General features: G+C 29.8%; 30 protein-coding genes. 10 read left to right on the top strand and 20 right to left on the bottom strand.

What is annotated here, in order from left to right:
- Positions 1–3: 3 nt before the first annotated feature.
- Positions 4–513, bottom strand: coding sequence for a DUF4920 domain-containing protein (locus tag LPB302_RS12485; protein WP_053973236.1), 510 nt, complete (start codon positions 511–513; stop codon positions 4–6).
- A gap of 118 nt (positions 514–631) precedes the next feature.
- Between LPB302_RS12485 and LPB302_RS12480 the strand changes: the two genes are divergently transcribed.
- Both LPB302_RS12480 and LPB302_RS12475 read left to right on the top strand, forming a co-directional pair.
- A complete protein-coding gene (locus LPB302_RS12480; protein WP_053973237.1) occupies positions 632–1687 on the top strand; it encodes a branched-chain amino acid aminotransferase in 1056 nt (351 codons plus the stop codon).
- Positions 1688–1765: 78 nt separating this feature from the next.
- Positions 1766–2221, top strand: a complete 456-nt coding sequence (locus tag LPB302_RS12475) for a nuclear transport factor 2 family protein (RefSeq protein ID WP_053973238.1) — start codon at positions 1766–1768, stop codon at positions 2219–2221.
- A 1-nt stretch (position 2222) separates the two neighbouring features.
- On the opposite strand, the gene LPB302_RS12470 is transcribed toward LPB302_RS12475, so the two are convergent.
- Positions 2223–2609, bottom strand: a complete 387-nt coding sequence (locus tag LPB302_RS12470) for a pyrophosphohydrolase domain-containing protein (protein WP_053973239.1) — start codon at positions 2607–2609, stop codon at positions 2223–2225.
- Positions 2610–2758: 149 nt separating this feature from the next.
- Between LPB302_RS12470 and LPB302_RS12465 the strand changes: the two genes are divergently transcribed.
- Positions 2759–2965 carry a hypothetical protein gene (locus LPB302_RS12465; RefSeq protein WP_053973240.1) on the top strand — a complete coding sequence of 69 codons (207 nt, stop codon included), beginning with the start codon at positions 2759–2761 and terminating at the stop codon, positions 2963–2965.
- On the opposite strand, the gene LPB302_RS12460 is transcribed toward LPB302_RS12465, so the two are convergent.
- From LPB302_RS12460 to LPB302_RS12450, 3 genes are read right to left on the bottom strand one after another with little or no spacing between them, the layout of a single operon-like run.
- Complete coding sequence (locus LPB302_RS12460; RefSeq protein ID WP_053973241.1) at positions 2962–3717, bottom strand: hypothetical protein; 756 nt, start codon at positions 3715–3717, stop codon at positions 2962–2964. The genes LPB302_RS12465 and LPB302_RS12460 overlap by 4 nt on opposite strands.
- Complete coding sequence (locus LPB302_RS12455) at positions 3717–4274, bottom strand: DNA-3-methyladenine glycosylase I (RefSeq protein ID WP_053973242.1); 558 nt, start codon at positions 4272–4274, stop codon at positions 3717–3719. The genes LPB302_RS12460 and LPB302_RS12455 overlap by 1 nt, the downstream gene beginning before the upstream one ends.
- Positions 4275–5624: a M24 family metallopeptidase gene (locus LPB302_RS12450; RefSeq protein WP_053973243.1), complete on the bottom strand. Its 1350-nt coding sequence runs from the start codon at positions 5622–5624 to the stop codon at positions 4275–4277.
- A gap of 101 nt (positions 5625–5725) precedes the next feature.
- Here LPB302_RS12450 and LPB302_RS12445 point away from each other — a divergent pair, with 101 nt between their 5' ends.
- Positions 5726–6157, top strand: a complete 432-nt coding sequence (locus tag LPB302_RS12445; RefSeq protein WP_053973244.1) for a DUF6146 family protein — start codon at positions 5726–5728, stop codon at positions 6155–6157.
- Here LPB302_RS12445 and LPB302_RS12440 read toward each other — a convergent pair.
- Entirely contained in the window at positions 6150–6644 is a 495-nt protein-coding gene (locus LPB302_RS12440) for a dihydrofolate reductase (RefSeq protein WP_053973245.1), read from the bottom strand. The genes LPB302_RS12445 and LPB302_RS12440 overlap by 8 nt on opposite strands.
- 301 nt (positions 6645–6945) lie before the next feature.
- Here LPB302_RS12440 and LPB302_RS12435 point away from each other — a divergent pair, with 301 nt between their 5' ends.
- The gene (locus tag LPB302_RS12435) at positions 6946–7242 is read left to right on the top strand and encodes an isoamylase early set domain-containing protein (protein ID WP_053973246.1); all 297 of its coding nucleotides are present in this window, start codon (positions 6946–6948) and stop codon (positions 7240–7242) included.
- A gap of 68 nt (positions 7243–7310) precedes the next feature.
- On the opposite strand, the gene LPB302_RS12430 is transcribed toward LPB302_RS12435, so the two are convergent.
- The 6 genes from LPB302_RS12430 to LPB302_RS12405 form a co-directional block, all read right to left on the bottom strand.
- Positions 7311–8135 (bottom strand): thymidylate synthase, encoded by an 825-nt coding sequence (locus LPB302_RS12430; protein WP_053973247.1) that lies wholly within the window; start codon positions 8133–8135, stop codon positions 7311–7313.
- A gap of 129 nt (positions 8136–8264) precedes the next feature.
- On the bottom strand, positions 8265–9668 hold the full coding sequence (locus LPB302_RS12425) for a NupC/NupG family nucleoside CNT transporter (RefSeq protein ID WP_053973248.1): 1404 nt from the start codon (positions 9666–9668) through the stop codon (positions 8265–8267).
- A gap of 18 nt (positions 9669–9686) precedes the next feature.
- Positions 9687–10298, bottom strand: a complete 612-nt coding sequence (locus tag LPB302_RS12420) for a bifunctional nuclease family protein (RefSeq protein WP_053973249.1) — start codon at positions 10296–10298, stop codon at positions 9687–9689.
- A gap of 162 nt (positions 10299–10460) precedes the next feature.
- Positions 10461–11420 (bottom strand): electron transfer flavoprotein subunit alpha/FixB family protein, encoded by a 960-nt coding sequence (locus tag LPB302_RS12415; protein WP_053973250.1) that lies wholly within the window; start codon positions 11418–11420, stop codon positions 10461–10463.
- A 98-nt stretch (positions 11421–11518) separates the two neighbouring features.
- The gene (locus LPB302_RS12410; protein ID WP_053973251.1) at positions 11519–12265 is read right to left on the bottom strand and encodes an electron transfer flavoprotein subunit beta/FixA family protein; all 747 of its coding nucleotides are present in this window, start codon (positions 12263–12265) and stop codon (positions 11519–11521) included.
- Positions 12266–12413: 148 nt separating this feature from the next.
- On the bottom strand, positions 12414–13190 hold the full coding sequence (locus tag LPB302_RS12405; protein WP_053973252.1) for a polysaccharide lyase family 7 protein: 777 nt from the start codon (positions 13188–13190) through the stop codon (positions 12414–12416).
- Between the two features lie 210 nt (positions 13191–13400).
- On the opposite strand from LPB302_RS12405, the gene LPB302_RS12400 reads away from it, so the two are divergent.
- The 4 genes from LPB302_RS12400 to LPB302_RS12385 all read left to right on the top strand — a co-directional run bounded on the left by LPB302_RS12400 (position 13401) and on the right by LPB302_RS12385 (position 18714).
- Complete coding sequence (locus tag LPB302_RS12400) at positions 13401–14378, top strand: pyruvate dehydrogenase complex E1 component subunit beta (RefSeq protein ID WP_053973253.1); 978 nt, start codon at positions 13401–13403, stop codon at positions 14376–14378.
- Between the two features lie 168 nt (positions 14379–14546).
- A complete protein-coding gene (locus tag LPB302_RS12395) occupies positions 14547–15074 on the top strand; it encodes an inorganic diphosphatase (RefSeq protein ID WP_015482111.1) in 528 nt (175 codons plus the stop codon).
- A 122-nt stretch (positions 15075–15196) separates the two neighbouring features.
- Positions 15197–17632 carry a sodium-translocating pyrophosphatase gene (locus LPB302_RS12390; protein WP_053973254.1) on the top strand — a complete coding sequence of 812 codons (2436 nt, stop codon included), beginning with the start codon at positions 15197–15199 and terminating at the stop codon, positions 17630–17632.
- Positions 17633–17712: 80 nt separating this feature from the next.
- Positions 17713–18714, top strand: a complete 1002-nt coding sequence (locus LPB302_RS12385) for an App1 family protein phosphatidate phosphatase (RefSeq protein WP_053973255.1) — start codon at positions 17713–17715, stop codon at positions 18712–18714.
- Between the two features lie 62 nt (positions 18715–18776).
- On the opposite strand, the gene LPB302_RS12380 is transcribed toward LPB302_RS12385, so the two are convergent.
- The 4 genes from LPB302_RS12380 to LPB302_RS12365 form a co-directional block, all read right to left on the bottom strand.
- A complete protein-coding gene (locus LPB302_RS12380; protein WP_015482108.1) occupies positions 18777–18938 on the bottom strand; it encodes a DUF1328 family protein in 162 nt (53 codons plus the stop codon).
- A gap of 187 nt (positions 18939–19125) precedes the next feature.
- A complete protein-coding gene (locus tag LPB302_RS12375) occupies positions 19126–19575 on the bottom strand; it encodes a ferritin-like domain-containing protein (protein WP_053975268.1) in 450 nt (149 codons plus the stop codon).
- A gap of 160 nt (positions 19576–19735) precedes the next feature.
- Positions 19736–20821, bottom strand: a complete 1086-nt coding sequence (locus LPB302_RS12370) for a DNA topoisomerase IB (protein ID WP_053973256.1) — start codon at positions 20819–20821, stop codon at positions 19736–19738.
- A 4-nt stretch (positions 20822–20825) separates the two neighbouring features.
- Entirely contained in the window at positions 20826–21260 is a 435-nt protein-coding gene (locus LPB302_RS12365) for a hemerythrin domain-containing protein (protein WP_053973257.1), read from the bottom strand.
- A gap of 161 nt (positions 21261–21421) precedes the next feature.
- Here LPB302_RS12365 and LPB302_RS12360 point away from each other — a divergent pair, with 161 nt between their 5' ends.
- Positions 21422–22447: a helix-turn-helix domain-containing protein gene (locus LPB302_RS12360; RefSeq protein WP_053973258.1), complete on the top strand. Its 1026-nt coding sequence runs from the start codon at positions 21422–21424 to the stop codon at positions 22445–22447.
- Between the two features lie 60 nt (positions 22448–22507).
- On the opposite strand, the gene LPB302_RS12355 is transcribed toward LPB302_RS12360, so the two are convergent.
- The 4 genes from LPB302_RS12355 to LPB302_RS12340 are packed head-to-tail and all read right to left on the bottom strand — an operon-like array spanning position 22508 to position 24083.
- Positions 22508–23092, bottom strand: a complete 585-nt coding sequence (locus LPB302_RS12355) for a hypothetical protein (RefSeq protein WP_053973259.1) — start codon at positions 23090–23092, stop codon at positions 22508–22510.
- A 25-nt stretch (positions 23093–23117) separates the two neighbouring features.
- Positions 23118–23318 (bottom strand): hypothetical protein, encoded by a 201-nt coding sequence (locus LPB302_RS12350; protein WP_053975269.1) that lies wholly within the window; start codon positions 23316–23318, stop codon positions 23118–23120.
- Positions 23319–23325: 7 nt separating this feature from the next.
- Complete coding sequence (locus LPB302_RS12345) at positions 23326–23721, bottom strand: hypothetical protein (protein WP_053973260.1); 396 nt, start codon at positions 23719–23721, stop codon at positions 23326–23328.
- Positions 23722–23726: 5 nt separating this feature from the next.
- The gene (locus LPB302_RS12340) at positions 23727–24083 is read right to left on the bottom strand and encodes a YtxH domain-containing protein (protein WP_053973261.1); all 357 of its coding nucleotides are present in this window, start codon (positions 24081–24083) and stop codon (positions 23727–23729) included.
- Positions 24084–24101: the final 18 nt, after the last annotated feature.

Here is a 24101-nt window from a genome sequence, read left to right as displayed (position 1 = left end):
AAATTATTTCTTCATTAAAACGCCATTTGCTTCAAAAGCAAATTCTTTTTTTGGCTCAGTAATTAATGCAATTTCTTCTTCAGTTTTACCTGCATCTTCTGCATAATGTCTTAACTCATCTACAGAAGTTTCTTTTACAAATGCTTTACCAGCAACTATAACTTCTTTCTCTGCTGAATCTAAAGGCATAAAAAATCCGTAATCTTTAAAACGAACCATAGTTTCAGTTTCTGAACCTAAAGGTAACTTCATCCAACAACCTTTTTTAGAACAAACTTCGTTAATTGTTGATGCAAATTTTGCGTTAATAGTGTCTCCAACATTCATGTTTTCGAACTTGGCTAACATCTCATCAGAAGTCATTACTGATTCATCATTTATTTTATCACCAAAAAAACTGTAATTTTCTGCTACAACCTCTGCATTTTTTGTTTCAGATTTATCTGTTTTTTCACTCTTACAGGCAGTTGCTACTAACAAAAGAACAACACATAATTGAATTATATTTTTCATCTTATAATTATTTAACATATTTGTTACAAAAGTAACAAATTTAACAACAAAACTAGGTCTTTGTATAAGAATTGGATAAATAAATTATGTACATTTGCAGTCTAAAATTCAACTTAAAATGACTTCAAATATAGAAATTCAACGCGTAGAAAAATCAAAGATTGACTCTGTTGATTTTAATAACTTACCTTTTGGAAGCGTATATTCTGATCATATGTTAACCTGTGATTTTGTAGATGGTAAATGGCAAACTCCAAAAGTTGAGCCTTTTGCACCAATTTCATTAGATCCTTCAGCTAAGATTTTTCATTATGGACAATCTATTTTTGAGGGGATGAAAGCCTACAAAGATGCTGATGGAAACATGATGCTTTTTAGACCTTTAGAAAATTGTAAACGTTTAAACAAATCTGCTGAACGTTTGGTTATACCTCAAATTCCTGAGGATATTTTCATGGATGGTTTAAAGAAACTTTTAGAAATAGATAGTGCTTGGATACCTACAAACGAAGGTAGTTCATTATATATTAGACCATTTATGTTTGCAACTGGTAATGGTTTTCATGCATCTCCTGCAGATGCTTACAAGTTTGTTATTTGTACTGCACCTTCTGGTGCTTATTTTGCTGGTAAAGTAAAAGTATTAATTGAGGAAAAATATGCCAGAGCTGCAAATGGTGGTGTTGGTTATGCAAAAGCAGGTGGTAACTATGCTGCACAATTTTACCCAACTCAATTAGCAATAGAAAAAGGATACAATCAAGTAATTTGGACAGATGATAACACACACCAATTTATAGAAGAAGCTGGTGCAATGAACATTTTTGTTAGAATTAATGATACTTTAATTACAAGCCCAACTAGTGATAGAATCTTAGATGGTATTACTCGTAAAAGTATTTTACAGATTGCAGAAGATAATGGAATACAAACAGAGGTTAGAAAAATTTCTGTTGGTGAAGTTGTAGAAGCTGCCAAGAATGGTAACTTAAAAGAAATGTTTGGAGCAGGAACTGCTGCAGTTATTTCTCCAATTGCTGGTTTTGGATATCAAGAAAATGATTTTGATTTACCTGAATTAGAAAATCCATATGCACAGCAATTGAAAAAATTAATTACAGATATTCAAACTAACAAAACTGAAGATCCTTATGGATGGAGAGTTATGGTATAGTTTATCTTAATCTCATAAATATAAAAAGCATCAATAAAATTGATGCTTTTTTTGTACATTTCAATCAAATATAATAGTATGTATCGTTTTAAATTTACACTTTTTATTGCTCTTTTCTTGTCAATTTCTCTAATGAGTCAGAATGAAGAAAATGAAGTTGTAGAAATTACGAAAACAGTCCAAAATTATTATGATGGGTATATTTACAGAGATATTAGTAAATTAAACAAAGCCTTTGATACAGTTCATGGAACAATGAAAGTTCCTATAAAACAAAACAATAATATTACAGGTTACAAAAACGTTTATTTTAAAGATATTCTTCCAATTTGGGGAAATCGAAAAAAACTTGAAAATCGTATTTTAGAAAATTGTGCCTTAACTATTTTAAATATTGATATTGTTGATGCTACTATCGCTAGTTCTAAAATTAGCATGAAAGTAGAAGACATCACCTACATTGATATTTTATCTTTAGAAAAAATTAATAATAGCTGGAGAATAACCAATAAAATTTACGTTACAAGAAACTAATTTATTTTTCTAAAATTTTAGAAATATTAGGCTTAAAGTAATTTGGCCCTTTTAAAACTTTACCATCTTCTCTATATATTGGCTCTCCATCTTCACCCAATTTACTCATGTTAGAGTTTTGTATTTCGTTAAAAACCTCTTCAATTTTATCTTGCATTCCATGTTCTATAATGGTACCACATAGGATATAAAGCATATCTCCTAAAGCATCTGCAACCTCTACCAAATCATTATTTTTAGCAGCCTCTAAATACTCTTCATTTTCTTCTTTCATTAATTCATATCGCAATTGTTTTCTATCATCAGAAATATTTACAGTTGGTGAATTTTGAATATTTAATTTAAATGCACTGTGAAATGCATGTACAGCAGCTATTTTATTTTTCATTTTGTTGGTTTGTTTTAAAGTTCTGTATCCATAAAGGATTAGAATTGGTATATAATTTTGTAATTTTGCAAGTAACAATATAGAAATTCTTATTTATATAAGAAGCTCTAAATTATCTATTATTTACAAAACTTATAAAGATAAACCTCATGATTTTTAATGCTTACTTTACTACTGGCAGAATTATGTTTATGGTATTTTTTGTGTTAGCTTTTGGTATTTTAATTTACCTAAGCTACAAGAAAGATACAGGAAACCACAATCGTTATTATAAAGGTGCAGGAAAAAAAGTATTAATTTATGGAGGACTTATTATTGCTATTTTTACTGCAATAAGGTTAATTTTCGGCAATTAATTTTTACGAGATCTTTTTAAACGATTCCAAGCTTTTTTATGTACTTGAATGTAAATAAAGAAACAACTAACATCTAACAAAAAGTAAAACAAACTTATTCCACTTGGAGGATTGTTGCTAGGCAAAAAATCAAAAACACCAAATGCAGTTTCTGGCCATTTCCAACACCCAAATGCAGTACCTCCTATTTCTAAAATAGCTACTAAAATATACATAGCATAAAAGAACAATCTGTCTTTAGGTCTTTTTAGCAGCAACAGAAATACACAAACTGTCATTACAAAACCAAAAACGTCTGTAAAAAAGGCAAGGTATATAGTTGCAAAAAGACCAATTGTAATTGCAAACAATTGTTCTATAGCTTTATGATGTTTCCTTACCACTGATGCTTTACTAAACATAAATATTCTACCATATAAAGCTGCATGACCAATAGGAACGTATAAAGGTACATTCTCTAATCTGTAAGTATACATACCTAAAAACCTTGAGAAGAAATATTCCCCTAAAAAACCTAAAATTACTGCATAAATCATAAGCTCTTTAACTCTTGGTGTAGATCTAAAATACATTTTAAAAAAGCCAGCAAGCATCAAAATATTTATCCAAATTTGAGAATCTGAAATATTTTCAGCAAAATAAATACTATCAAAAAAAAGGACAAAAACAAAAAATACAAATCGACCAATTTCTCTATTAAAGATTGATATAATTTCTTTTAAATCTTGTTTAGGTATTTGTAATATTTGCATTAATTAGGATATTTAAAACAATTTGTGGTGTGATCATTAACCATACCAATTGCCTGCATAAAAGCATACATAACTGTTGAGCCTACAAATTTAAAACCTTTTTTCTTTAAAGCTTTAGAAATTGTATCTGATAATTCTGTAGTTGCAGGCACATCTTTCTTGTTATGAAACTTGTTTATAATGGGTTCATGATTTACAAAATTCCAAATATAATTGGAGAAAGACCCATACTCTTTTTGAATTTCAATAAATAATTGAGCATTTGTAATTGCACTTCTAATTTTTAGTTTGTTTCTAATAATACCTGCATTTTGAAGCAACTCATTATATTTAGCTTCTGAATATTTTGCAATTTTCTGATAGTCAAAATCATCAAAAGCAGCTCTAAAATTTTCTCTTTTATTAAGAATAGTAATCCAGCTTAAACCAGCTTGAAACGTTTCCAAAAGCAAAAACTCAAACAGAGTCTCATCATCATAAACAGGAACACCCCACTCAAAATCATGATAATCTTGATACAGTTTACTATCTGTAACCCAAAAACAACGATGTTTCATTTATTTAATTTTAATGGGTTTAATAGCTGTTTGTCTTTCGTTGACATAGTTAAAAGTATTGTCTCCAAAAAAACCAGCTTCCTCTAACATAATTCTAATATCCTTATTCCATTCTTCAACAAAAACAGTGGTATTTAATTCAATGGCATAAGCTGTATTTTTTTGTAGAGGATAATCGCCATTAAATGGTACACCATCTTGAGAATCCCACATACCAATTGTAGTACCTGTACTGTGCCCATATTTACCTAAAGGATGTGTATATATTGATGGTCTTAATCCTTCTTCTTTACCTTGATTTAGTGAATTTGCCAAAATTTGATTTCCTGTTAAACCTTCTTTCATATTAGAAGTTAAAATATCTTGTACTCTATTTCCTTTAACGAAAGCTTCTTTTAAAAAACTTGGAACTTCTGTTTCATCATCTCTTAAAACATATGCATGTTGCTGGCAATCTGTATTTAACCCAATATAAGTTATTCCAAAATCGCAATGTAATAAATCTCCTTTCTGAATTATTTTCTCATCCTTTCCTTTTGAAAAAGATTCGATATGAGATTTTAAAGCTTCATTATTTCTCTGTACATCAATTGTGGGATGAAACCAAGTTTCTAAACCTAAATCTGTAACTTTTTGTCTTAAAAACCAAACTACATCTTCAGTTGATGTTTTTCCTGGCTCAATTGTTTTTGCTGAAAAAGCTTCATCAATAATATCATGCGTTATTTTTACCAGTTTTTGAAACAACTGCATTTCTTTTTTGGTTCTTGTTTCAATCCATGCAATACCCAGTTTCTCTGCAGAAACAAATTTTGAAGTGATAGTTTCTGGCATTGCTTTACTCAGTTCATCAAAATCTGTTTTTACCAAACCATCTGCTAAAGCAAAGTGTGTAGAATAATTTAAGCCAATTTTATTCGGATTTCTTTCTGATATAATTTTTTCTAAAGCCTTCCATTGATTTGGTTCTTCTTCTTTGTTCCAAGCCGATTTTATGCTTTTCCCAATATCATACCTTGCAACTGCTAACCTTTCTAAGGTGTTGTTCTTCTTGTTTCTATAAAAGACTATAATTGTTCTTCTTCTAGCATTTAGCCAAGTTGCAGGCAACATTGTTTTTAAAACAGGATCTTCATTATACTCTCTTGATATAAGCAACCACATATCTAAACCTGCTTTATCCATTAACTCTGGAAGTAAATTTGTAAACCTATCTTCCAAAATTTCATCTTTTAAAGTTGCTCTTGCTTGTTCATTTAAAATACTGTAATCCTTTTTTGTTATTACTGCTTCTTTTTGACAAGCGCCAAAAGTGATAAAAATGACTGCTAAAATTAAATAGTGTTTCATGACCTAAAATTATTTTTTAAAATTAAGATTTATAGCTGTAAATCTGTTTGATTTGAAAAGATATTTTAAAATGAAGTTTAAAAGTAATATCTTTAAGACATATGAAGTTTATAAAACGTCTTTTCTTTTTGAGCATAATTAGCATAGTATTTTATGCATGTGGATCATCGCCTTTAAATAATCCTGAGATAGAGAAAGAGGAACCTGTTGTAATTGCAAATGATAGCCTAGAATATGAGGTAATTATAATAGACCCAGGTTTTACAACGTTTTTAAACTCAATTGCTCAGCCAGAAGGCTTTTACTCGCAAAAATATATGGAGGCTAGAAATAGAGCTTGGGTATTTACTTGGAATCAACGAGCACAAAATTCGTTTCAGTTTAATCCAAATATTTATGAGAACATTATAGATTATCAACCAACCATAGATTATGGCTATGAAGTGAATTACAAGCTTTTTAACTATTTTTTATTTGCGCAAAGAAAATATAAAATGAGTTTAGGTGGTGGTTTTAGAGCTAGAATTAATTAGCTATTTTTTTATATCTGATAAAACTATAATCAAATTTATTTTTCTCATCAGCAATAAAATCTTCTCTTTCTACTCTTTCCCAAATTGAAGGATCAATTTCTGGAAAATACACATCTGCATCAAATTCATGATGTACTAAAGTAATGTCTAGAGCATCAGCAAAATCGTGCTTCATTGCGTATTCATATACTTGAGCTCCTCCAATAATAAAAATTTGATTATCCTCATGAGCCATTTCTATAGCTTGCTCTACACTATTAGCTATTAAACAACCTTCTTGAACGTAATTTTCATTTTTAGTAATAATAATTGTAGTTCTGTTTGGTAAAGGTCTACCTATAGATTCAAATGTATTTCTACCCATTAATATATGATGACCGGTTGTAACTTTTTTAAACCGTTTTAAATCTGCAGGTAAATGCCAAATTAAATCGTTGTTTTTACCAAGTGCATTATTTTTTGCAATTGCTGCTATAATTGTAATCATATACTAAAATCGTTTAAAACAAAAATAATCTAAAAAGACAGTTTATGCTGACGTTTTTATAGTTTTTTCGCGGAAACAGAAATATCACGAATACGTTTTCGGAGTAAATTTACTGATAATCAACACTTAAGAAAGCTATTTTATTTTAGCACTCCCTTAATATATAGGCCCGAATTTTCTTAAAAATGAATTTAATTCGCCAACATTTTATTAAAGTGATAAAACTGTGGGCTTAACGTAAATTTAATTTGTACTTAAAAACTACTTATATACTTTTACAATGAAATTTAATCTGATAATTATGTCTATTAAAAAGAAATTTTTGAAAACGAAACCAGTTTGTAAAGTAACCTTTACTTTACCTGCTGAAGAAGCACAAAGTGCTGCAGTTGTTGGTAACTTTAACGAGTGGAATACAGAAGCAACTCCATTAAAAAAATTAAAAAACGGATCTTTTAAAGGCACTGTTGATTTAGAATCTGGTAATTCTTATGAATTTAGATATGTAGTTGATGGTAAGTATTTAAACGATCAAGAAGCAGATGCTTTTGCTTGGAACGATTATGCTAATGCTGAAAATAGCGTTTTAAGTTTATAATATACTACTATGAAAAACAAAAAGAGCCTTCAAATTTAATTGAAGGCTCTTTTTGTTTTGCAACTATATTATACTGCTACCTTACCTTTTATATGAGGATGAGGATTATAATCTTGTAATTCAAAATCATCGAAAGTAAAATCTTCAATATTTGTAATAGCAGAATTTAACTTCATTTTTGGCAAAGGTCTTATATCTCTAGACAATTGCAGTTCTAATTGTTCTACATGATTATTATAGATATGAGCATCTCCAAAAGTGTGAATGAATTCACCTGCTTCATAACCACAAACTTGTGCCATCATCATTGTAAATAAGGCATAAGAAGCTATATTAAAAGGCACACCTAAAAATATATCTGCACTTCTTTGGTATAATTGGCAAGATAATTTTCCATCAGAAACATAGAACTGAAAAAATGCATGACAAGGAGGTAATGCTGCTTTTCCATTAGCTACGTTTTCTGAGAAAGATTTAGATGTATCTGGTAAAACAGAAGGATTCCAAGCAGAAACCAACATTCTTCTTGAATTTGGGTTACTCTTTAAAGTTGCAATAACTTCTTTTAATTGATCTACCTCATCACTATTCCAATTACGCCATTGATGACCATAAACAGGTCCTAAATCTCCATTTTCATCTGCCCATTCATTCCAGATTCTAACGCCATTTTCTTGTAGATAATTAACATTAGTATCTCCTTTTATAAACCATAGCAATTCATAAACAATACTTTTTAAATGTAGCTTTTTAGTGGTTACCATTGGAAAACCCTCACTTAAATCAAATCGCATTTGATATCCAAAAACACTTTTAGTACCTGTTCCTGTTCTATCTCCTTTTTCATTTCCGTTTTCTAAAACGTGTTTTACTAAATCATGATACTGCTTCATATTCTTTTTTCGACTTTGTGTAAAAATATAAAAAGCTTCAACTATAAAAGTTGAAGCTTTTTAAAAAATGTTTAAAAGTTATTAACTAATTGAAGATAAAAAACCTTTCAATATTATATTGATTTTTAATTATCCAATAATCATACCTGCAATGGTTGCAGACATTAATGATGCTATTGTACCACCTATTAAAGCTTTAATACCAAATTCTGATAATGTTTTACGCTGACTAGGAGCTAACGATCCAATTCCACCAATTTGAATACCAATAGATGCAAAGTTGGCAAAACCACAAAGCATATAAGTAGCCATAATTATAGACTTATTAAAAGTTAAATGAGTTGCACTTGCAACGTCTTTTAATTCTGCTAATTGTATATAACCCACAAATTCGCTTGCTGCTAATTTAATTCCCAGTAGTTGCCCCATTAAAGCCATATCTTCAGAAGCAACACCAATCATCCACATTAGAGGAGCAAATAAATAACCTAAAATAGCTTCTAAAGAAAAACTATTGTAAGCTGTATTCGTAGCCATCCAAGAATTTAAAGTGGTTATATCTCCTACCCAACCTAAGATCCCGTTAATCATTGCTATTACAGCTACAAATACTAAAAGCATTGCACCTACATTTACTGCTAATCTTAAACCTTCTGTTGTACCATTAGCAATGGCGTCTAAAATATTAGATCCAATTTTTTCTTGTGATACTGATACATCTGTATTTACAGCTTCAGTTTGTGGATATAAAATTTTTGATATTACAATTGCACCTGGAGCTGCCATAACTGAAGCTGCTAATAAATGCTTTGCAAATACTAATTCTAAAGCTTTATCTCCACCTCCTAAAAAGCCAATATAAGCTGCTAAAACAGCACCAGCAACAGTAGCCATACCACCAATCATTACTAACAACATTTCTGACCTATTCATCTTATCTAAATAAGCCTTTATTAATAATGGTGCTTCTGTTTGACCTAAAAATATATTACCTGCAACAGATAAACTTTCCATACCAGAAATTCCCAATACTTTACTTAATGCTAATGCAAGTAATTTTACTACTTTTTGAATAATTCCCAAATAAAATAAAAGTGATGTTAAAGCCGAAAAGAAAATTATAGTTGGTAAAACTTGAAATGCAAAAATATATCCGAAAGTATTTACATCACCTACCATACCTGAAAATAAAAACTCACTTCCTGCTTTGGTATATTCTAAAATTTCGATGAAAATTCCACCTATAAATTCAAATACTTTTTGAATAAAAGCAACTTTTAGTACACCAATTGCAATTAACAATTGAATTGATAAACCTATACCTACTTTTTTCCAATCGATTGCTTTTTTATTACTACTAAATAAAAATGCAATTACAATTAAAGAGAACATACCTAAGACACCTCTCCATAAACTATTAAAAGAAAAACCTTGACTTGGTACAATTTCAGCAGTTGCAACCACAGTTTCTGTATTCTGTGAAAAAATTGACATTGAGAAAATACAGAAAAATACAATGAGTATTTTTTTCATAATATGAGTATAAAGTTTTTAAGAGCGCTTGCTAATTTCGTCTCTAATAGTTGCAGCTAATTCGTAATTTTCATCAGCAACAGCAGTATCTAGTTGTTCATTTAATTCTTTTAAAGATAGATCTGAATAATTGATCTTTTCTTCCTCTTCAAATTCTAAAGTGGTAGTTGCTTCTTGTTTTGGCTCTAAATTATTTTCAATTGCCAGCTCTTCTTCTACTTTTAAGTAAATACCTGCTTTATCTAAAATATTTTCGTAAGTATAGATTGGTGCATTGAAACGAACTGCAATTGCAATTGCATCTGATGTACGTGTATCTATTACTTCTTCTTTACCATCTTTTTCACAAATTAGGCTAGAAAAGAATACACCATCTACTAATTTATGTATAATTACTTCTTTAATATTGATATTAAAAGTATCTGAGAAGGTCTTAAATAAATCGTGAGTAAGAGGTCTTGGAGGTCTTATCTCTGTTTCTAAAGCTATTGCAATAGATTGTGCTTCAAAGGCTCCAATAATAATAGGCAAAGTTCTTGTTCCTTCTATCTCACTCAAAACCAATGCATAAGCACCACTTTGTGTTTGACTGTAAGAAATTCCTTTAATAGTAAGTAGTATTAAACTCATATATCAATCAACATAAATAAAATAGGCCTTGAAGCCTTTTTTAAGAGGGCACAATTTAATAAAAATAATAGATTGAGAACTTTTATTTTATCAGTTTTTATAAAAAGTAAAAACCTACTAAATGAATAGTAGGTTTTCTAATGAACTTTTTTATTTTTAAAACTAAGATGCTTGTTTAAAAGCTTTTAATTTTTCTATTAACTTTGGTACAACTTCAAAAGCATCACCAACAATACCATAATCTGCAGCTTTAAAGAAAGGTGCTTCTGGATCTGTGTTAATAACTACTTTTACTTTTGATGCATTAATACCTGCTAAATGCTGTATTGCTCCAGAAATACCTATAGCAATATATAAGTTAGATGCAACAGGCTTACCTGTTTGACCTACGTGTTCTCCATGAGGTCTCCATCCTAAATCTGAAACTGGTTTAGAGCATGCAGTTGCTGCTCCTAAAACATCAGCTAATTCTTCTACCATTCCCCAATTTTCTGGTCCTTTTAAACCTCTACCTGCAGAAACCACAACCTCTGCATCTGCAATAGTAACTTTACCTGTTACTCTTTCTAATTTTTCTGAAGTAACACCTGAATCTGCAATTGCTGCATCAAAACTTTCTGTTGATCCTGAAACTGCATTCTCATGCACACCATAAGAATTTTTAGCTACCCCAATAATTTTATTATCTGTAGCAATTACTGTGTTACTAAAACCTTTATTTGAAAAAGCTTTTCTTTTTACTGTAAAAGGAGCTGTTGAACTTGGTAATTCTACTACATTTGATGCATAACCTGCATCTAAAGCTACTGCTAATAATGGTGCTGTATGTAAAGTATCAATACTTGAATCTAAAACAACTACTGATGCTCCTACTGATGAAGCTGCTTGTTCAATTACAGAAGCATACTTTTTTGCATTAAAAGTTGATAATGCATCATTAGTTACTGAAAGTATTTTTTCAGCACCATATGTATACAACTCTTCATTATTGTTGGCGTTTATTGTTATAGCAACAACATTACTACCTAATTGCTCAGCAACTTTTTTGGCATAAGAAACAACTTCAAATGCACTTTTCTTAAATTTCCCTTCTGTTGAATCTGCGAAAACTAAAACTGACATATATTTTAAGTTTTATATGTTGATTTTTTATCAAACTAATAAACCAACAAGATTATTTTTTATTTGTTCCGATTTTAAAACTTCGGATAATTTTATGTTTAAATTACTTTAGCTTCATTGTGTAACAAGTTGATTAACTCATCTACATTATCTGCATCAATTAATTTAACTGCACCTTTTGGTGCTGGTTTTTCAAAAGATTGAATAGATGTTGCGTCTTCTGCTGAAACAGGCTCTACAACATTTAATGGTTTTTTACGAGCCATCATAATTCCACGCATATTAGGTATACGTAAATCTTTTTCTTCTACAATTCCTTTTTGACCACCAATAACTAATGGTAATGAAGTGCTTAAAGTTTCGTTTCCTCCATCAATTTCTCTAACAGCAGTTACTGAAGTACCATCTACTTCCATACCTACACAACCGTTTACAAAATTAAAATCTACTAACGCAGCTAACATTCCAGGAACCATACCTCCATTATAATCTATTGATTCTCTACCTGCTAAAACTAAATCATAACCTCCATTCTTAACAACCTCTGCTAATTGTTTTGCAACAGATAAACCATCTGTAGCATCTGTATTTACACGAATAGCACCATCTGCACCAATTGCCAAGGCTTTACGTAAAGTTGGTTCTGTAGTTGCATTACCAACATTAACAACAGTTACACTTGCTCCTTGCTTTTCTTTAAACCACATTGCTCTTGTTAAACTGAACTCATCATAAGGATTGATTACAAATTGTACTCCATTCGTATCGAATTTTGTATCTCCTTCTGTAAAATTAATCTTAGAAGTAGTATCAGGAACGTGACTAATACAAACCAATATTTTCATAAAATCTATTATTTATCATTATTAACTCCTACAAAATTAAGGTTTTTTTTTAAAAAATACTATGCATGCATAATAAATTTTATGTTAAAAAAATAAATCTCGTAAGTTTCTGAGATTTATTTTAAGTAATTCTTAATAAACAGATGTATTATTTGTAAATGAACTTAAATTGCTCATAAGATACTTTTGTTTTTGGCCCTGCAACTTGAGTGTATGCTCCTGCTTTAAAGTAAAAGTTTCCATCCATAGTTTTCCATAAATCACTAACATTATAAGTTATAACTCTTGCTTCATTTTTTGTTAAGTTTTTAATCCCTACAGCTAACTCATCTCCATCACCAAGTATTTCAATGATACATTCTATCTTATCTTTTTCGTCAAAAGAGGTGAAAAAATCATTTTCAACATCTCCTTCGTTTTTTAAATAACTTTCTGTAACTATAACTCTTATTTCATTTCCTCCAGCAATTTCAACTCTTAACAAAGGCCTTTTAACTCCTTTTGTGTCATTATGTATTTGACCAATGGTAACACCTTTATTAGATCTTTCATCTGGCACATCTTCAAATGTTGCAACAAAATACATAGCGCTTCTAGTATTTAAATCTAAATCTTTTTCTTGTCTAATTTCGATTCTATCACTTTTTTGCCCTGGAGAAATTAAAATCATTTTTCCATCTAATGCATAGAAATAGTCTTTATTACAAAGTTCTTCTGCCTTTTTTAAATCTAGTTTTGTTTTACCTTGATTTGTATAATAATGGAGTTTAGCATCAACTAAGGCCTTATTGAATTTTTCGATATCTCCAGGCTTTATTTCACAATTTACGGTGTCTTTTTGACCATAACCTACAGTCAGATTAAAAAAGGCATACACAATAAAAAATGTACTCTTTAAACTGATTAAATTAAATTTGATAAACATCTTTTAATAATTTGTTGAAGGAATTAAACATTTCATCAATTTAAAGATACCATATTTTTTAAAGAATTATTCCATAATTAATAAAGATTGTTGGTAAAAATTACAATTTGTTGCGTTCTCTATAATTCTATAGATATCAATAAAAGTTGTAGTTTGTTTACAGCAAAATTTCTTACTTTTGTTTTTCATTTTAATATACGCTAAAAACAAATGAAAACAGTTCAATTTAGAGAAGCTATTTGCGAAGCAATGAGCGAAGAAATGCGAAGAGATGAAAGCATTTATTTAATGGGTGAAGAAGTTGCTGAATATAATGGTGCTTACAAAGCTAGTAAAGGTATGCTAGATGAGTTTGGTGAAAAAAGAGTAATTGATACTCCTATTGCTGAACTTGGTTTTGCTGGTGTTGCTATTGGTTCTGCCATGAATGGTAATAGACCAATTGTAGAATATATGACATTTAACTTTTCTTTGGTTGGAATTGATCAAATTATAAACAATGCTGCAAAAATCAGACAAATGTCTGGTGGTCAGTTCAATTGTCCAATTGTATTTAGAGGACCTACTGCTTCTGCAGGTCAATTAGGAGCTACTCACTCTCAGGCTTTTGAAAACTGGTTTGCAAATACTCCTGGTTTAAAGGTTATTGTACCATCAAATCCTTATGACGCAAAAGGTTTATTAAAAGCTGCAATTAGAGATGATGATCCAGTAATTTTTATGGAATCTGAACAGATGTATGGTGATAAAATGGAAATTCCTGAAGGAGAATACATTATCCCTATTGGAGTTGCAGACATTAAAAGAGAAGGTACAGATGTTACTATTGTATCTTTTGGTAAAATAATTAAGGAAGCTTATAAAGCTGCTGATGAATTAGCAAAAGAAAATATTTCTGTAGAAATTATTGATTTAAGAACTGTAAGACCTATGGATCATGCAGCTATTTTAGCATCAGTTAAAAAAACAAATAGATTAGTAGTTCTAGAAGAAGCTTGGCCATTTGCTAGTGTTGCTTCTGAAATTACTTACAGAATTCAAGATGAAGCATTTGACTATTTAGACGCTCCAATCAAGAGAATTACAACTGCAGATACACCTGCACCTTATTCTCCTGTTTTATTAGAAAAGTGGATTCCTAATCATGAAGATGTAATTAAGGCTGTTAAAGAAGTTATGTATATTTAATTTTAACTAGCTTATAAGTATTTAAACCTTTTTGATTTTTTCAAAAAGGTTTTTTTTGTGCTTAAAACCGAAAACCTTTGCGTAAAATTAACATAGCAATTCCTTCATATAAACTAGCACTTTCACTACTTTTGCAGATATTATAATACTTATATAATAAAGAACACTATGAGCGAAAATAAATCATTAACTTTTGATGTTTTAATTGAGATTCCTAAAGGAAGTAGGAATAAATACGAGTACGACTTTACCCTGAATAAAATACGTTTTGATAGAATGTTATTCTCATCTATGATGTACCCTGGAGATTATGGATTTATTCCAGAAACTTTAGCTTTAGATTCAGATCCACTAGATATTTTAGTTTTAGGTCATCAACCAACTTACCCAATGGTAGTTATGGAGGTTAGACCAATTGGAGTATTTTATATGACTGATGAAAAAGGGCCAGATGAAAAAATTATCTGTGTACCAGTTTCAGATCCTATATGGAGTAAAAAGAGAGATATCTCTGATATTAACCCACATAGACTAAAAGAAATAGAACACTTTTTTCAAGTATACAAAGATTTAGAAGAGAAAAAAGTAGATACAGGTGGTTGGGGAAATGCAGAAGATGCCATTAGAATTTACCACGAGTGTATTGAACGTTATGACAATAGTGAGCATAAAAAGAAACGCACTTTTACCATATAATTATCATATTGATAAAATAAACCATAAATTATAAACCATCTTTAAATTAAAGGTGGTTTTTTTTATCACATTGATTTCCCTATTTTAGCGACCGTTTTAAACTAATCAAATTTAAATATTATATGGAATTAATGATTTGGATGCCAATTGTAATGGCTATTTTAGGTTTAATCTACATGTGGATTAAACAATCTTGGGTAATGAAACAAGATGCAGGTGATGGTAAAATGAAAGAAATTTCAGATTACATTTATGAAGGAGCTTTAGCATTCTTAAGTGCTGAATATAAACTATTAGCCATCTTTGTATTTGTTGTAAGTTTAGCTCTAGCAGCTGTTTCTTTTATAGTACCAACTACACATATTTTAATTGTTGTAGCCTTTATTTTTGGTGCTATATTCTCTGCATTCGCAGGTAATATCGGAATGAAAATTGCAACCAAAACTAATGTAAGAACTACACAAGCAGCAAGAACAAGTTTACCAAATGCACTAAAAATATCTTTTGGTGGTGGTACAGTTATGGGCTTAGGAGTTGCTGGTTTAGCAGTTTTAGGTTTAACTGCATTCTTTATATTTTTCTTTTATTTCTTTATGGATAGCACATGGACAAATACTATGGATATGACTGTAGTTTTAGAAACTTTAGCTGGTTTTTCTTTAGGTGCAGAATCTATTGCTCTTTTTGCTAGAGTTGGTGGAGGTATCTACACAAAAGCAGCAGATGTTGGAGCAGATTTAGTTGGTAAAGTTGAGGCTGGTATTCCTGAAGATGACCCAAGAAACCCTGCTACAATTGCAGATAATGTTGGTGACAATGTAGGAGATGTTGCAGGTATGGGAGCAGATTTGTTTGGTTCTTATGTTGCTACAGTTTTAGCTGCAATGGTTTTAGGAAATTATGTAATTAAAGATATGGGTGGTGCAATTACCGATAATTTTGGTGGAATTGGTCCAATTTTATTACCAATGGCAATTGCTGGAGCAGGAATTATAATTTCTATTATTGGAACAATGTTAGTAAAAATTAATTCTAATGATGCTAAAGAAGCACAAGTAATGGGTGCATTAAATAAAGGTAACTGGACATCTATTGTATTAGTAGGTTTATCATGTTATGGTCTTGTAACGTGGATGTTACCAGAAACCATGCAAATGGAATTCTTTGGAGAAGGTTTACAAGAAATATCATCAATGAGAGTATTTGCAGCTACTTTAGTTGGTTTAGTTGTTGGTGCTGTAATATCATCTGTAACAGAATATTATACAGGTCTAGGTAAATCTCCAATTTTAAAAATAGTTCAACAATCTAGTACAGGAGCAGGAACAAATATTATTGCAGGTTTAGCCACTGGTATGATTTCTACTTTTCCATCGGTATTATTATTTGCAGGTGCAATTTGGGCTTCTTATGCTTTTGCTGGTTTTTATGGTGTTGCACTTGCAGCTTCTGCAATGATGGCAACAACTGCTATGCAATTAGCAATTGATGCATTTGGACCAATTTCTGACAATGCAGGTGGTATCGCAGAAATGAGTGAGCAAGAACCAATTGTAAGAGAACGTACAGATATTTTAGATTCTGTAGGTAATACAACTGCTGCAACAGGTAAAGGTTTTGCTATTGCTTCTGCTGCTTTAACATCTTTGGCTCTATTTGCTGCTTATGTAACTTTTACAGGAATTGACGGAATCAACATCTTTAAAGCTCCTGTTTTAGCTATGTTATTTGTTGGAGGAATGGTACCTGTAGTATTTTCTGCTTTAGCAATGAACGCTGTTGGTAAAGCTGCTATGGAAATGGTACAAGAAGTAAGAAGACAGTTTAGAGATATTCCTGGAATTATGGAAGGAACAGGTAAACCTGAATATGATAAATGTGTAGCAATCTCTACACAAGCATCGTTAAAAGAAATGATGTTACCAGGTTTATTAACTATCGGCTTTCCTTTAATTATAGCATTTGCTCCTTTAGCTTTTGGTATGGATAAGTTAGCTATCGCAGAAATGTTAGGTGGTTATATGGCTGGTGTTACTGTTTCTGGTGTATTATGGGCTATCTTTCAAAACAATGCTGGTGGTGCTTGGGATAATGCTAAAAAATCTTTTGAGGCTGGTGTAGAAATTAATGGTGAAATGACTTACAAAGGTTCAGATGCTCACAAAGCAGCAGTGACTGGAGATACTGTAGGAGATCCTTTTAAAGACACTTCTGGTCCATCAATGAACATTTTAATTAAATTAACTTGTTTAATTGGTTTAGTAATTGCGCCTATTTTAGGAGGTCACTCAGAAGAAGGTGCTAATTTAAATGAAATTAAAAGTGAAGTAAATGTAGAAGTAACTGCTACTAACAATAACGATTTAATTGCAGCTACTATTATTACAACTAAAACCGTAAATGGTGAAACTGTTACTGAAACAGAAACATTTAATGGTACAATTGAGGAAATTGAAGCTAAAGCAGAAAAATCTGGTAAAATAGTTTCTATGGATGTCAATAAAAATAAAGAAACAAAAACGAAAGAAGTAAAAATTATCATTAACGATAAAGACTAATTCTTGCGTATTTGAGTTAAAAAAAGCCACATTTAGATGTGGCTTTTTTTATGCAGTATATGTACCTTTAAAACAAAAAAATGTCAATTTTCACCAAAGATCCATTACAAATTATAGTGTTTCAAAGCTATGGAACTCATAATCATTTTTATGCTAGAGGAAGAGCTTTAGAAGATGAAAATATATCTCTAGACAGAAAAAATGTTTTTGGATTATTAGTCAATTCTTATAAACGCTTTGAGAGCGATGAAATAAAAAACACAACACTTACTATAACTTTACCAAATCATCAAGAAATTAAAACAAAAACTGACAAAGATGGGTATTTTCTGGTGGATGAAAAGATTGAAAACTTAAACAAGCTAACCACTTCAGAAGGATGGCTTAAGTACAGCATCTCTTTTACAGATTCTGCTATTAAACAAAAAATTAATAACAATAATAATTTTGAAGGAGAAGTTTTAATACCTTCTAAAAAAGCCGAATTTGGTGTAATTAGTGATATTGATGACACCATTTTACATACAGGAGTCGTATCTAAATTAAAATGGAAATTATTAATTAATACGTTATTTAAATCACCCTACAATAGAAAGGCATTAGAAGGTTCCTCTAACTTATACACTTTGCTGCATGCAGGAAAATCGGGTGATAATGCAAATCCGTTTTTTTATGTAAGCCATAGTCCATGGAACATGTATCGATATTTAGAATACTTCTTGAATAAAAACAACTTTCCTAAAGGCGCTATTTTACTAAGAACTATGAGAAATATGTTTTCCAAAAAGAAAAATGATAAACCTCAGAAACAAAAAGAAATCATAAATATCCTTAAAACTTATACAGACATGCCTTTTATTTTAATTGGTGATGCAGGTGAACATGATGCTGATATTTATATGGAAACTGTAACTCAATTTCCTAACAGAATTAAAGCGATTTATGTAAGAAGTGTTGGTAAAGATCAAAATAATCAAAGAATAAAAGACTTAGTTAAAAACTACACAGATACTGCTTTTTTACTATTAGACAACAGTAATGAAGCAATTGCACATGCTAAGAAGCATAACTTTATTGCATAAAAAAAACTACTTAATCTATCAGATTAAGTAGTTTTACTTTTTCTTTTTCTCTATATATATATTTATACTTTCTTTCTTCCAGTAATTAATGATATTAAGAATAAAATAATAAACACAACAAATACTATTTTAGCTATTCCAGCTGCAGCACCTGCTATTCCACCAAAGCCTAAAACTCCAGCAATTAATGCGATTATTATAAAAATGATTGCCCAACGTAACATAATTTAAAGTTTTTTTAGTTAATATTTAAATAGTTGCTATAACTATCTCTCTTACAGTAAAATTAACTCTTTTCTAAAGAGGTTATTAACTCTTACAAAGTTAATCTTAACTCAATTAAGTAGGTTTTTAAAATAGAAAAAGGTTGTCTTTTCAGACAACCTAAATCAATCAACCAACCTTAAATCTCTAGTGTATATCCTCTAAAGACTTAATATTTTCCAATCCTGTTTGGATTTTATTTTTCTGTGCTTCTAACACTGTTTTTGTACTACTTGGTAATGTAGTTTCATTTAAAACTTCATCATAATCAGCAATAGCAGTTTTTTCTCCTCTAATAGATTCTTCTAACATAGATTCTTCATTATCTAAAGACAATAATGCTTTAATATCCATCCATGCTCTGTGTGCAGTTCCTGTTAAACTACCACCTTTATCAATTTCTTGATTAAATGATTTAATTTCGTCTTTTAACTCATGCCCAAAATTATATCTTTCTTTGGCCTTTGAATTAAAATAATTCTTTAATGCTGGGTTACTAATATTTTCTGCTGCGTTTTTAAAACCTTTTTCAGCATCATATGTTCTTTCTAATAATCCGTTTAATTTTTTTCCAACTTCTTCTGTATAAGTACTCATCTCATTTAAATTTTTACGTGATTGCTTCATTTATTTTATAGATGTGAAACATTTAACATCTAGCAATTTTTTGCTTTCTTTTTCTTACACTACAAAGATATAGGCTTTAGAAGGTTTGTCTTTGTTCAAATGAAATTGACCTTGACTCATATGATTTTAGTTACATATTTATAACAGGACTATAATCTTCTAACAAAGCCATAAGTGCATTTTCTGAATGTGAAAAATGAGCATAAGTATTCTCATCGTTTTCAGCCTTCTGAAAATATTTATCAATTGTAGAATCTTCATATGTTTTTAATATATGAGGATGGATGTAATATTTGCGAGATACATTTCTGGTATTCCCTAACTCCTTAGCTGTAATATCTATGGCAGATAATCTGTTTTTTTTATTTTGATTATCATCATGCTCAATACCAAAATCCATCAACGTATTAAAACTAATTAGTGAAGCTGACCAGGTTCTAAAATCTTTAGCTGTAAATAATTCACCACTAATAGCATGTATGTAGTCATTAACTGAACTGCTGTCAATTTCTTTCTTCACACCATCTTCATCATAATATTGAAACAATTTCCAACCAGGAATTTCTTGACACTGATTCACCAGTTTTATCAATTTTTTATTTCTTAAAGTAATCTTATGTTCTTTGCCTCTTTTGCCAACAAACTCGAATCTAATTTTATTATTTTCTTTATTAATGTGCCTTGTTCTTAATGTAGTAATGCCATAGGTTTTATTACGCTTTGCATATTGGGTGTTACCAATTCTAATATGAGTTTCTTCTAATAACTTAACAATTAATGCTAGGACTTTGGTTTTCGTCCAATTTTTCTGATTTAAATCACTTGTAACTCTTGCTCTTATTTTCGGTAGATTCTTTCCAAAATCTATCATCTTAACAAACTTGGTTTTATTTCTAACAGCATTCCATTTTGGGTGATATCTGTATTGTTTTCTACCTTTAGCATCTCTGCCTACAGCTTGTAAATGACCATTATCTAAATCAGAAATGCGCACTTTTTTCCACATTGGAGGTATCACCAACGTTTCTATTCTATTTAATATGTTTTTATCGGAAACAAACGTTTTGCCTTTTTGATAACTAAATGTTTCTCCTTTTTTAATTCGGCTAATAGATAAATTGAAATCATTTACATAAACCAAATCAAAATAACTCAAAGAATCTTCTGGCTTGGTTAATATGCTTTTTACAATCGATTTATCTATTACCTTCATCATAATATTATAGATTTTGCTCCATATAATTGGTATATTCTTTAGCTAAAGAAGTTTTCTCTTTTTCTGTAAAAACCTTACCTGCCAATTGAAAAAACTTATGCTCTTCATCTTCTAAATGATGCTCTACCTTTTCTTTTAGTTGTTTGGCAATTTTTAACCAAGCAGAAGAATCGTAATCTGTTTCATCTAATTGCTCTATCAATTCATCTATTTCATGATGTTCTGCAATACCATGTCTGGCTTTTTCTTGCATCATATCATTACTAATTAAAGGTTTGTAAAAATGCCTTTCTTCTGCATCTGCATGTATCTCTAACTCCTTCTTTAAACATGTGTAAATTTCATTTCTTTTTTCTGTATCACCAGATGTCTTTACTAACTTGTCTAAAAGATCTCTTTGAGTATCATGATCTTTTCTTATTTGCTCAAAAATGTTCATAGAATTTTTTATTGATTTAATCAAAAATAATTTTAAACGGAAGGTATTATTAACTCATTTCAACTTAAGATTAATCTAATCAGGCTTGCGTATATATTTTTAAGCTACCTTTACCGATATTCGTTTTTCGTTAATTATTAGCTAAATAATACAATTATATTATGATAAATATTGAAATTAATGCTGATAGTCCTAAAGACTTTTTAGATCAATTACAAAAAGAAATTGGTGGTGAAGTCACTGAACAATGGAGCGAGTTTGTACTTACTATTAACAACGAAAATGCAATTGGCACAATTAGATATATCCCTTTTGATTGGGGTGTAAATTTATTAGATTTTAGTATTAAATTTCATAAAGAACTTTTTTTACATGTAGAGTCTCAAGAAGATTTTAATCCTATTCGTTTTATATACCCTTCTTTGGGAAGTCTAAAACATAAATTCGGAATTCATAATACCATAAAAGAAGTTGGGCAATTTCAGTCTTTAATTTTCACCAATAAAGATGGAGGTTATAATGATATTATTTTTCCAAAGGATGAAAAACTGGAGGTTAACATCATTCAAATTGTTAGAAAACATTTCTTAAAGAAGAGAACTACAAATGTTTCTACATTAAATTCTAAACTTTATGAAGTTTTTGTTGATACTGATCATGAAAATAGATTTTCTAGTTATGGAACTTTAAATCTTAAAATGGCAGATCTTATAAATGGTATGCATAAGATTAAAGCAAAAGGAATGTTAAGAATTCTGAAAATTGAAGCTAGAATTTATGAGATTTTATCTATGCACATTCAGCAACATAACAGAATTTTATCTGGAACTAAATTACCTGAAGGTATTAATAAGAGCGATTTAAAAATAATAAGAAAAATTGGAAATGATATTTTAAAAAATCCTGCAAAGGAATATTCATTAAACCAATTATCATTTAAATCTGGTTTAACACAAGCTAAATTACAAGAAGGGTTTAAATACTTTTATAAGAGAACAGTTACAGAGTATATAAGACATATACGATTAGAAAGCGCTAGAGAAATGCTTAAAAACTCAGACCTAAATATCTCTCAAATTGTTTACAGTATTGGGTTTAGTAGTAGAAGTTATTTTTCTAAAATTTTTAAAGAGAAATATAACATAACTCCAAATAGTTTTAAAAAAAATTTAAAAAAAGTAGCGTAATAAAAAAGCCTTGATATTCTAAGAATATCAAGGCTTTAAAATCAACCAACCATTATAAAATTACTTCTTATAAATAACTTTATAATCTTTTCCTAATTTTTCATTTAAGGTATTCATATCTGAATAGTACTTATATTTTGTATTAAATACTCTATCTGGTCTTTCACCAACAACGTAATATTTAACGTTCATATCTGGTGCATTTAAAGTTACTTGATCAGATATTCTAATTTTTTTATCTCCTAAACTTGATGTCATTTCTGTTAATTCAGAAATTACAATTAAGTTATTATTCATTGCTCTTATTTCTTTAATTTTAATAGCATGTTCTTTATCAGAAACCTCTGCTTCTACCATTAAAGTTTGCTCCTCTTTTTCACCATTTATATCATCTGGCATATCTACATCTACATAAGGTACTTCTACCTCTACTTCTTCCATTACTACAACCACTTTAGGTACAGTTACAGTTTTTGTTGTTGTACCAACATTTACTTCTGCCCAATCTACATCAAAAGCTGGTAATTGTCCTGCTTCAGTTTCGATTTCTACATCTACTTCTGGTAATTTAGTTTCTTTAGTTTGGTCTACATCACAACTTACTAATACAGCAGCTGTCATAATTGTCATAATTACTTTTTTCATAATATTTTTTTTAGTTTAATTAATTCTATTTGAAGAACTTTTTTACTAATAATAAAGCTCCATATTTACCTAAGAACTTTAAAGCTCCTCCTAAAATATTCATAGGCTTAAGTGTTTCTTCAAAATCTTGTTTTACACTTTTTAATTCCTCGAAGGCAATTTTTCTTTCTAGGTTTAAAACCTTTAGATCATATTCTATCTGCTCGAAATTTTGATATGGTTTCATTAGTAGTTTAGTTTGATTGTTTTTTTGCAATTTCATTTGGCTTGATTGGTTCTTCTTGACTGAAAAACTTATCTGCAAAAGAGGTAATAACAGATTTATTAATTTTCTTTCTTAATAAATAAGCAATTAAGGTTAATATTAAGTAAATTAAGAAAATACTTAAAAATCCTAATGGCATACTTTTTAATTCTTCACCAATTGCTAAAGCTCCTGAAATTGATAAAAATAATATTGATATTAAAAACAAGACACCAATTACAAACACCTTAGCTAATAAAGCTATATTAGAAGTAAGCAAGTGAAAAATCTTAAGTTTAATATACTTGTAAGAAGTTTCTGAATATCTCTTTGCTATATCTATAGTACTATCTGAAGTGCTACTTTTAGTTTCTTGACCTAACATTTATATTATACAGTTTGGTTAAATTTATCTTCTAAATCTTCAACTGTGTTTTTTTGAAGATGCTTGTTTTTCTCTTTTAATTCACTCAATTTTCTCTCTAAAGTAGTAATAACATCTTCTGCTTTGTAACTTACATTAGACATTACATTTTCTAATTGAGATTCTAAATTTTGTTTTTGATTCGTTACTGTAGAACCAACTTTATCTTTAATTTCTTCTGCAGATTCTGCTAGCTTATCTTTAGCTACTAAAGCCTCTGCTAATAATTTTTTTCTAGTTTCTTCTCCTTTATCTGGAGCATATAGAATACCTAAAACGCTACCTACTGCAGCACCTAATATAAAATTTGATAAATTACTCATGGTTTATGATTTTTAATT

The sequence above is a fragment of the Polaribacter dokdonensis genome, from assembly GCF_024362345.1.
Classification (GTDB): domain Bacteria; phylum Bacteroidota; class Bacteroidia; order Flavobacteriales; family Flavobacteriaceae; genus Polaribacter; species Polaribacter dokdonensis.
Note: the sequence above shows the minus strand (reverse complement) of the source record. Positions and strands in the feature narration are given on the sequence as shown.

Excerpts from the sequence above, each read along its gene's own strand:
- LPB302_RS12405 (WP_053973252.1), bottom strand. The coding sequence starts at position 13,190 with ATGTTTATCAAATTTAATTTAATCAGTTTAAAGAGTACATTTTTTATT.
- LPB302_RS12440 (WP_053973245.1), bottom strand. The coding sequence starts at position 6,644 with ATGATTACAATTATAGCAGCAATTGCAAAAAATAATGCACTTGGTAAA.
- LPB302_RS12360 (WP_053973258.1), top strand. The coding sequence starts at position 21,422 with ATGATAAATATTGAAATTAATGCTGATAGTCCTAAAGACTTTTTAGAT.
- LPB302_RS12450 (WP_053973243.1), bottom strand. The coding sequence starts at position 5,624 with ATGAAACACTATTTAATTTTAGCAGTCATTTTTATCACTTTTGGCGCT.
- LPB302_RS12415 (WP_053973250.1), bottom strand. The coding sequence starts at position 11,420 with ATGTCAGTTTTAGTTTTCGCAGATTCAACAGAAGGGAAATTTAAGAAA.
- LPB302_RS12425 (WP_053973248.1), bottom strand. The coding sequence starts at position 9,668 with ATGAAAAAAATACTCATTGTATTTTTCTGTATTTTCTCAATGTCAATT.
- LPB302_RS12455 (WP_053973242.1), bottom strand. The coding sequence starts at position 4,274 with ATGAAACATCGTTGTTTTTGGGTTACAGATAGTAAACTGTATCAAGAT.
- LPB302_RS12420 (WP_053973249.1), bottom strand. The coding sequence starts at position 10,298 with ATGAGTTTAATACTACTTACTATTAAAGGAATTTCTTACAGTCAAACA.
- LPB302_RS12345 (WP_053973260.1), bottom strand. The coding sequence starts at position 23,721 with ATGTTAGGTCAAGAAACTAAAAGTAGCACTTCAGATAGTACTATAGAT.
- LPB302_RS12430 (WP_053973247.1), bottom strand. The coding sequence starts at position 8,135 with ATGAAGCAGTATCATGATTTAGTAAAACACGTTTTAGAAAACGGAAAT.
- LPB302_RS12460 (WP_053973241.1), bottom strand. The coding sequence starts at position 3,717 with ATGCAAATATTACAAATACCTAAACAAGATTTAAAAGAAATTATATCA.
- LPB302_RS12370 (WP_053973256.1), bottom strand. The coding sequence starts at position 20,821 with ATGATGAAGGTAATAGATAAATCGATTGTAAAAAGCATATTAACCAAG.
- LPB302_RS12375 (WP_053975268.1), bottom strand. The coding sequence starts at position 19,575 with ATGAGTACTTATACAGAAGAAGTTGGAAAAAAATTAAACGGATTATTA.
- LPB302_RS12435 (WP_053973246.1), top strand. The coding sequence starts at position 6,946 with ATGTCTATTAAAAAGAAATTTTTGAAAACGAAACCAGTTTGTAAAGTA.
- LPB302_RS12475 (WP_053973238.1), top strand. The coding sequence starts at position 1,766 with ATGTATCGTTTTAAATTTACACTTTTTATTGCTCTTTTCTTGTCAATT.
- LPB302_RS12400 (WP_053973253.1), top strand. The coding sequence starts at position 13,401 with ATGAAAACAGTTCAATTTAGAGAAGCTATTTGCGAAGCAATGAGCGAA.
- LPB302_RS12390 (WP_053973254.1), top strand. The coding sequence starts at position 15,197 with ATGGAATTAATGATTTGGATGCCAATTGTAATGGCTATTTTAGGTTTA.
- LPB302_RS12355 (WP_053973259.1), bottom strand. The coding sequence starts at position 23,092 with ATGAAAAAAGTAATTATGACAATTATGACAGCTGCTGTATTAGTAAGT.
- LPB302_RS12465 (WP_053973240.1), top strand. The coding sequence starts at position 2,759 with ATGATTTTTAATGCTTACTTTACTACTGGCAGAATTATGTTTATGGTA.
- LPB302_RS12365 (WP_053973257.1), bottom strand. The coding sequence starts at position 21,260 with ATGAACATTTTTGAGCAAATAAGAAAAGATCATGATACTCAAAGAGAT.
- LPB302_RS12480 (WP_053973237.1), top strand. The coding sequence starts at position 632 with ATGACTTCAAATATAGAAATTCAACGCGTAGAAAAATCAAAGATTGAC.
- LPB302_RS12380 (WP_015482108.1), bottom strand. The coding sequence starts at position 18,938 with ATGTTACGTTGGGCAATCATTTTTATAATAATCGCATTAATTGCTGGA.
- LPB302_RS12395 (WP_015482111.1), top strand. The coding sequence starts at position 14,547 with ATGAGCGAAAATAAATCATTAACTTTTGATGTTTTAATTGAGATTCCT.
- LPB302_RS12350 (WP_053975269.1), bottom strand. The coding sequence starts at position 23,318 with ATGAAACCATATCAAAATTTCGAGCAGATAGAATATGATCTAAAGGTT.
- LPB302_RS12445 (WP_053973244.1), top strand. The coding sequence starts at position 5,726 with ATGAAGTTTATAAAACGTCTTTTCTTTTTGAGCATAATTAGCATAGTA.
- LPB302_RS12470 (WP_053973239.1), bottom strand. The coding sequence starts at position 2,609 with ATGAAAAATAAAATAGCTGCTGTACATGCATTTCACAGTGCATTTAAA.
- LPB302_RS12410 (WP_053973251.1), bottom strand. The coding sequence starts at position 12,265 with ATGAAAATATTGGTTTGTATTAGTCACGTTCCTGATACTACTTCTAAG.
- LPB302_RS12340 (WP_053973261.1), bottom strand. The coding sequence starts at position 24,083 with ATGAGTAATTTATCAAATTTTATATTAGGTGCTGCAGTAGGTAGCGTT.
- LPB302_RS12485 (WP_053973236.1), bottom strand. The coding sequence starts at position 513 with ATGAAAAATATAATTCAATTATGTGTTGTTCTTTTGTTAGTAGCAACT.
- LPB302_RS12385 (WP_053973255.1), top strand. The coding sequence starts at position 17,713 with ATGTCAATTTTCACCAAAGATCCATTACAAATTATAGTGTTTCAAAGC.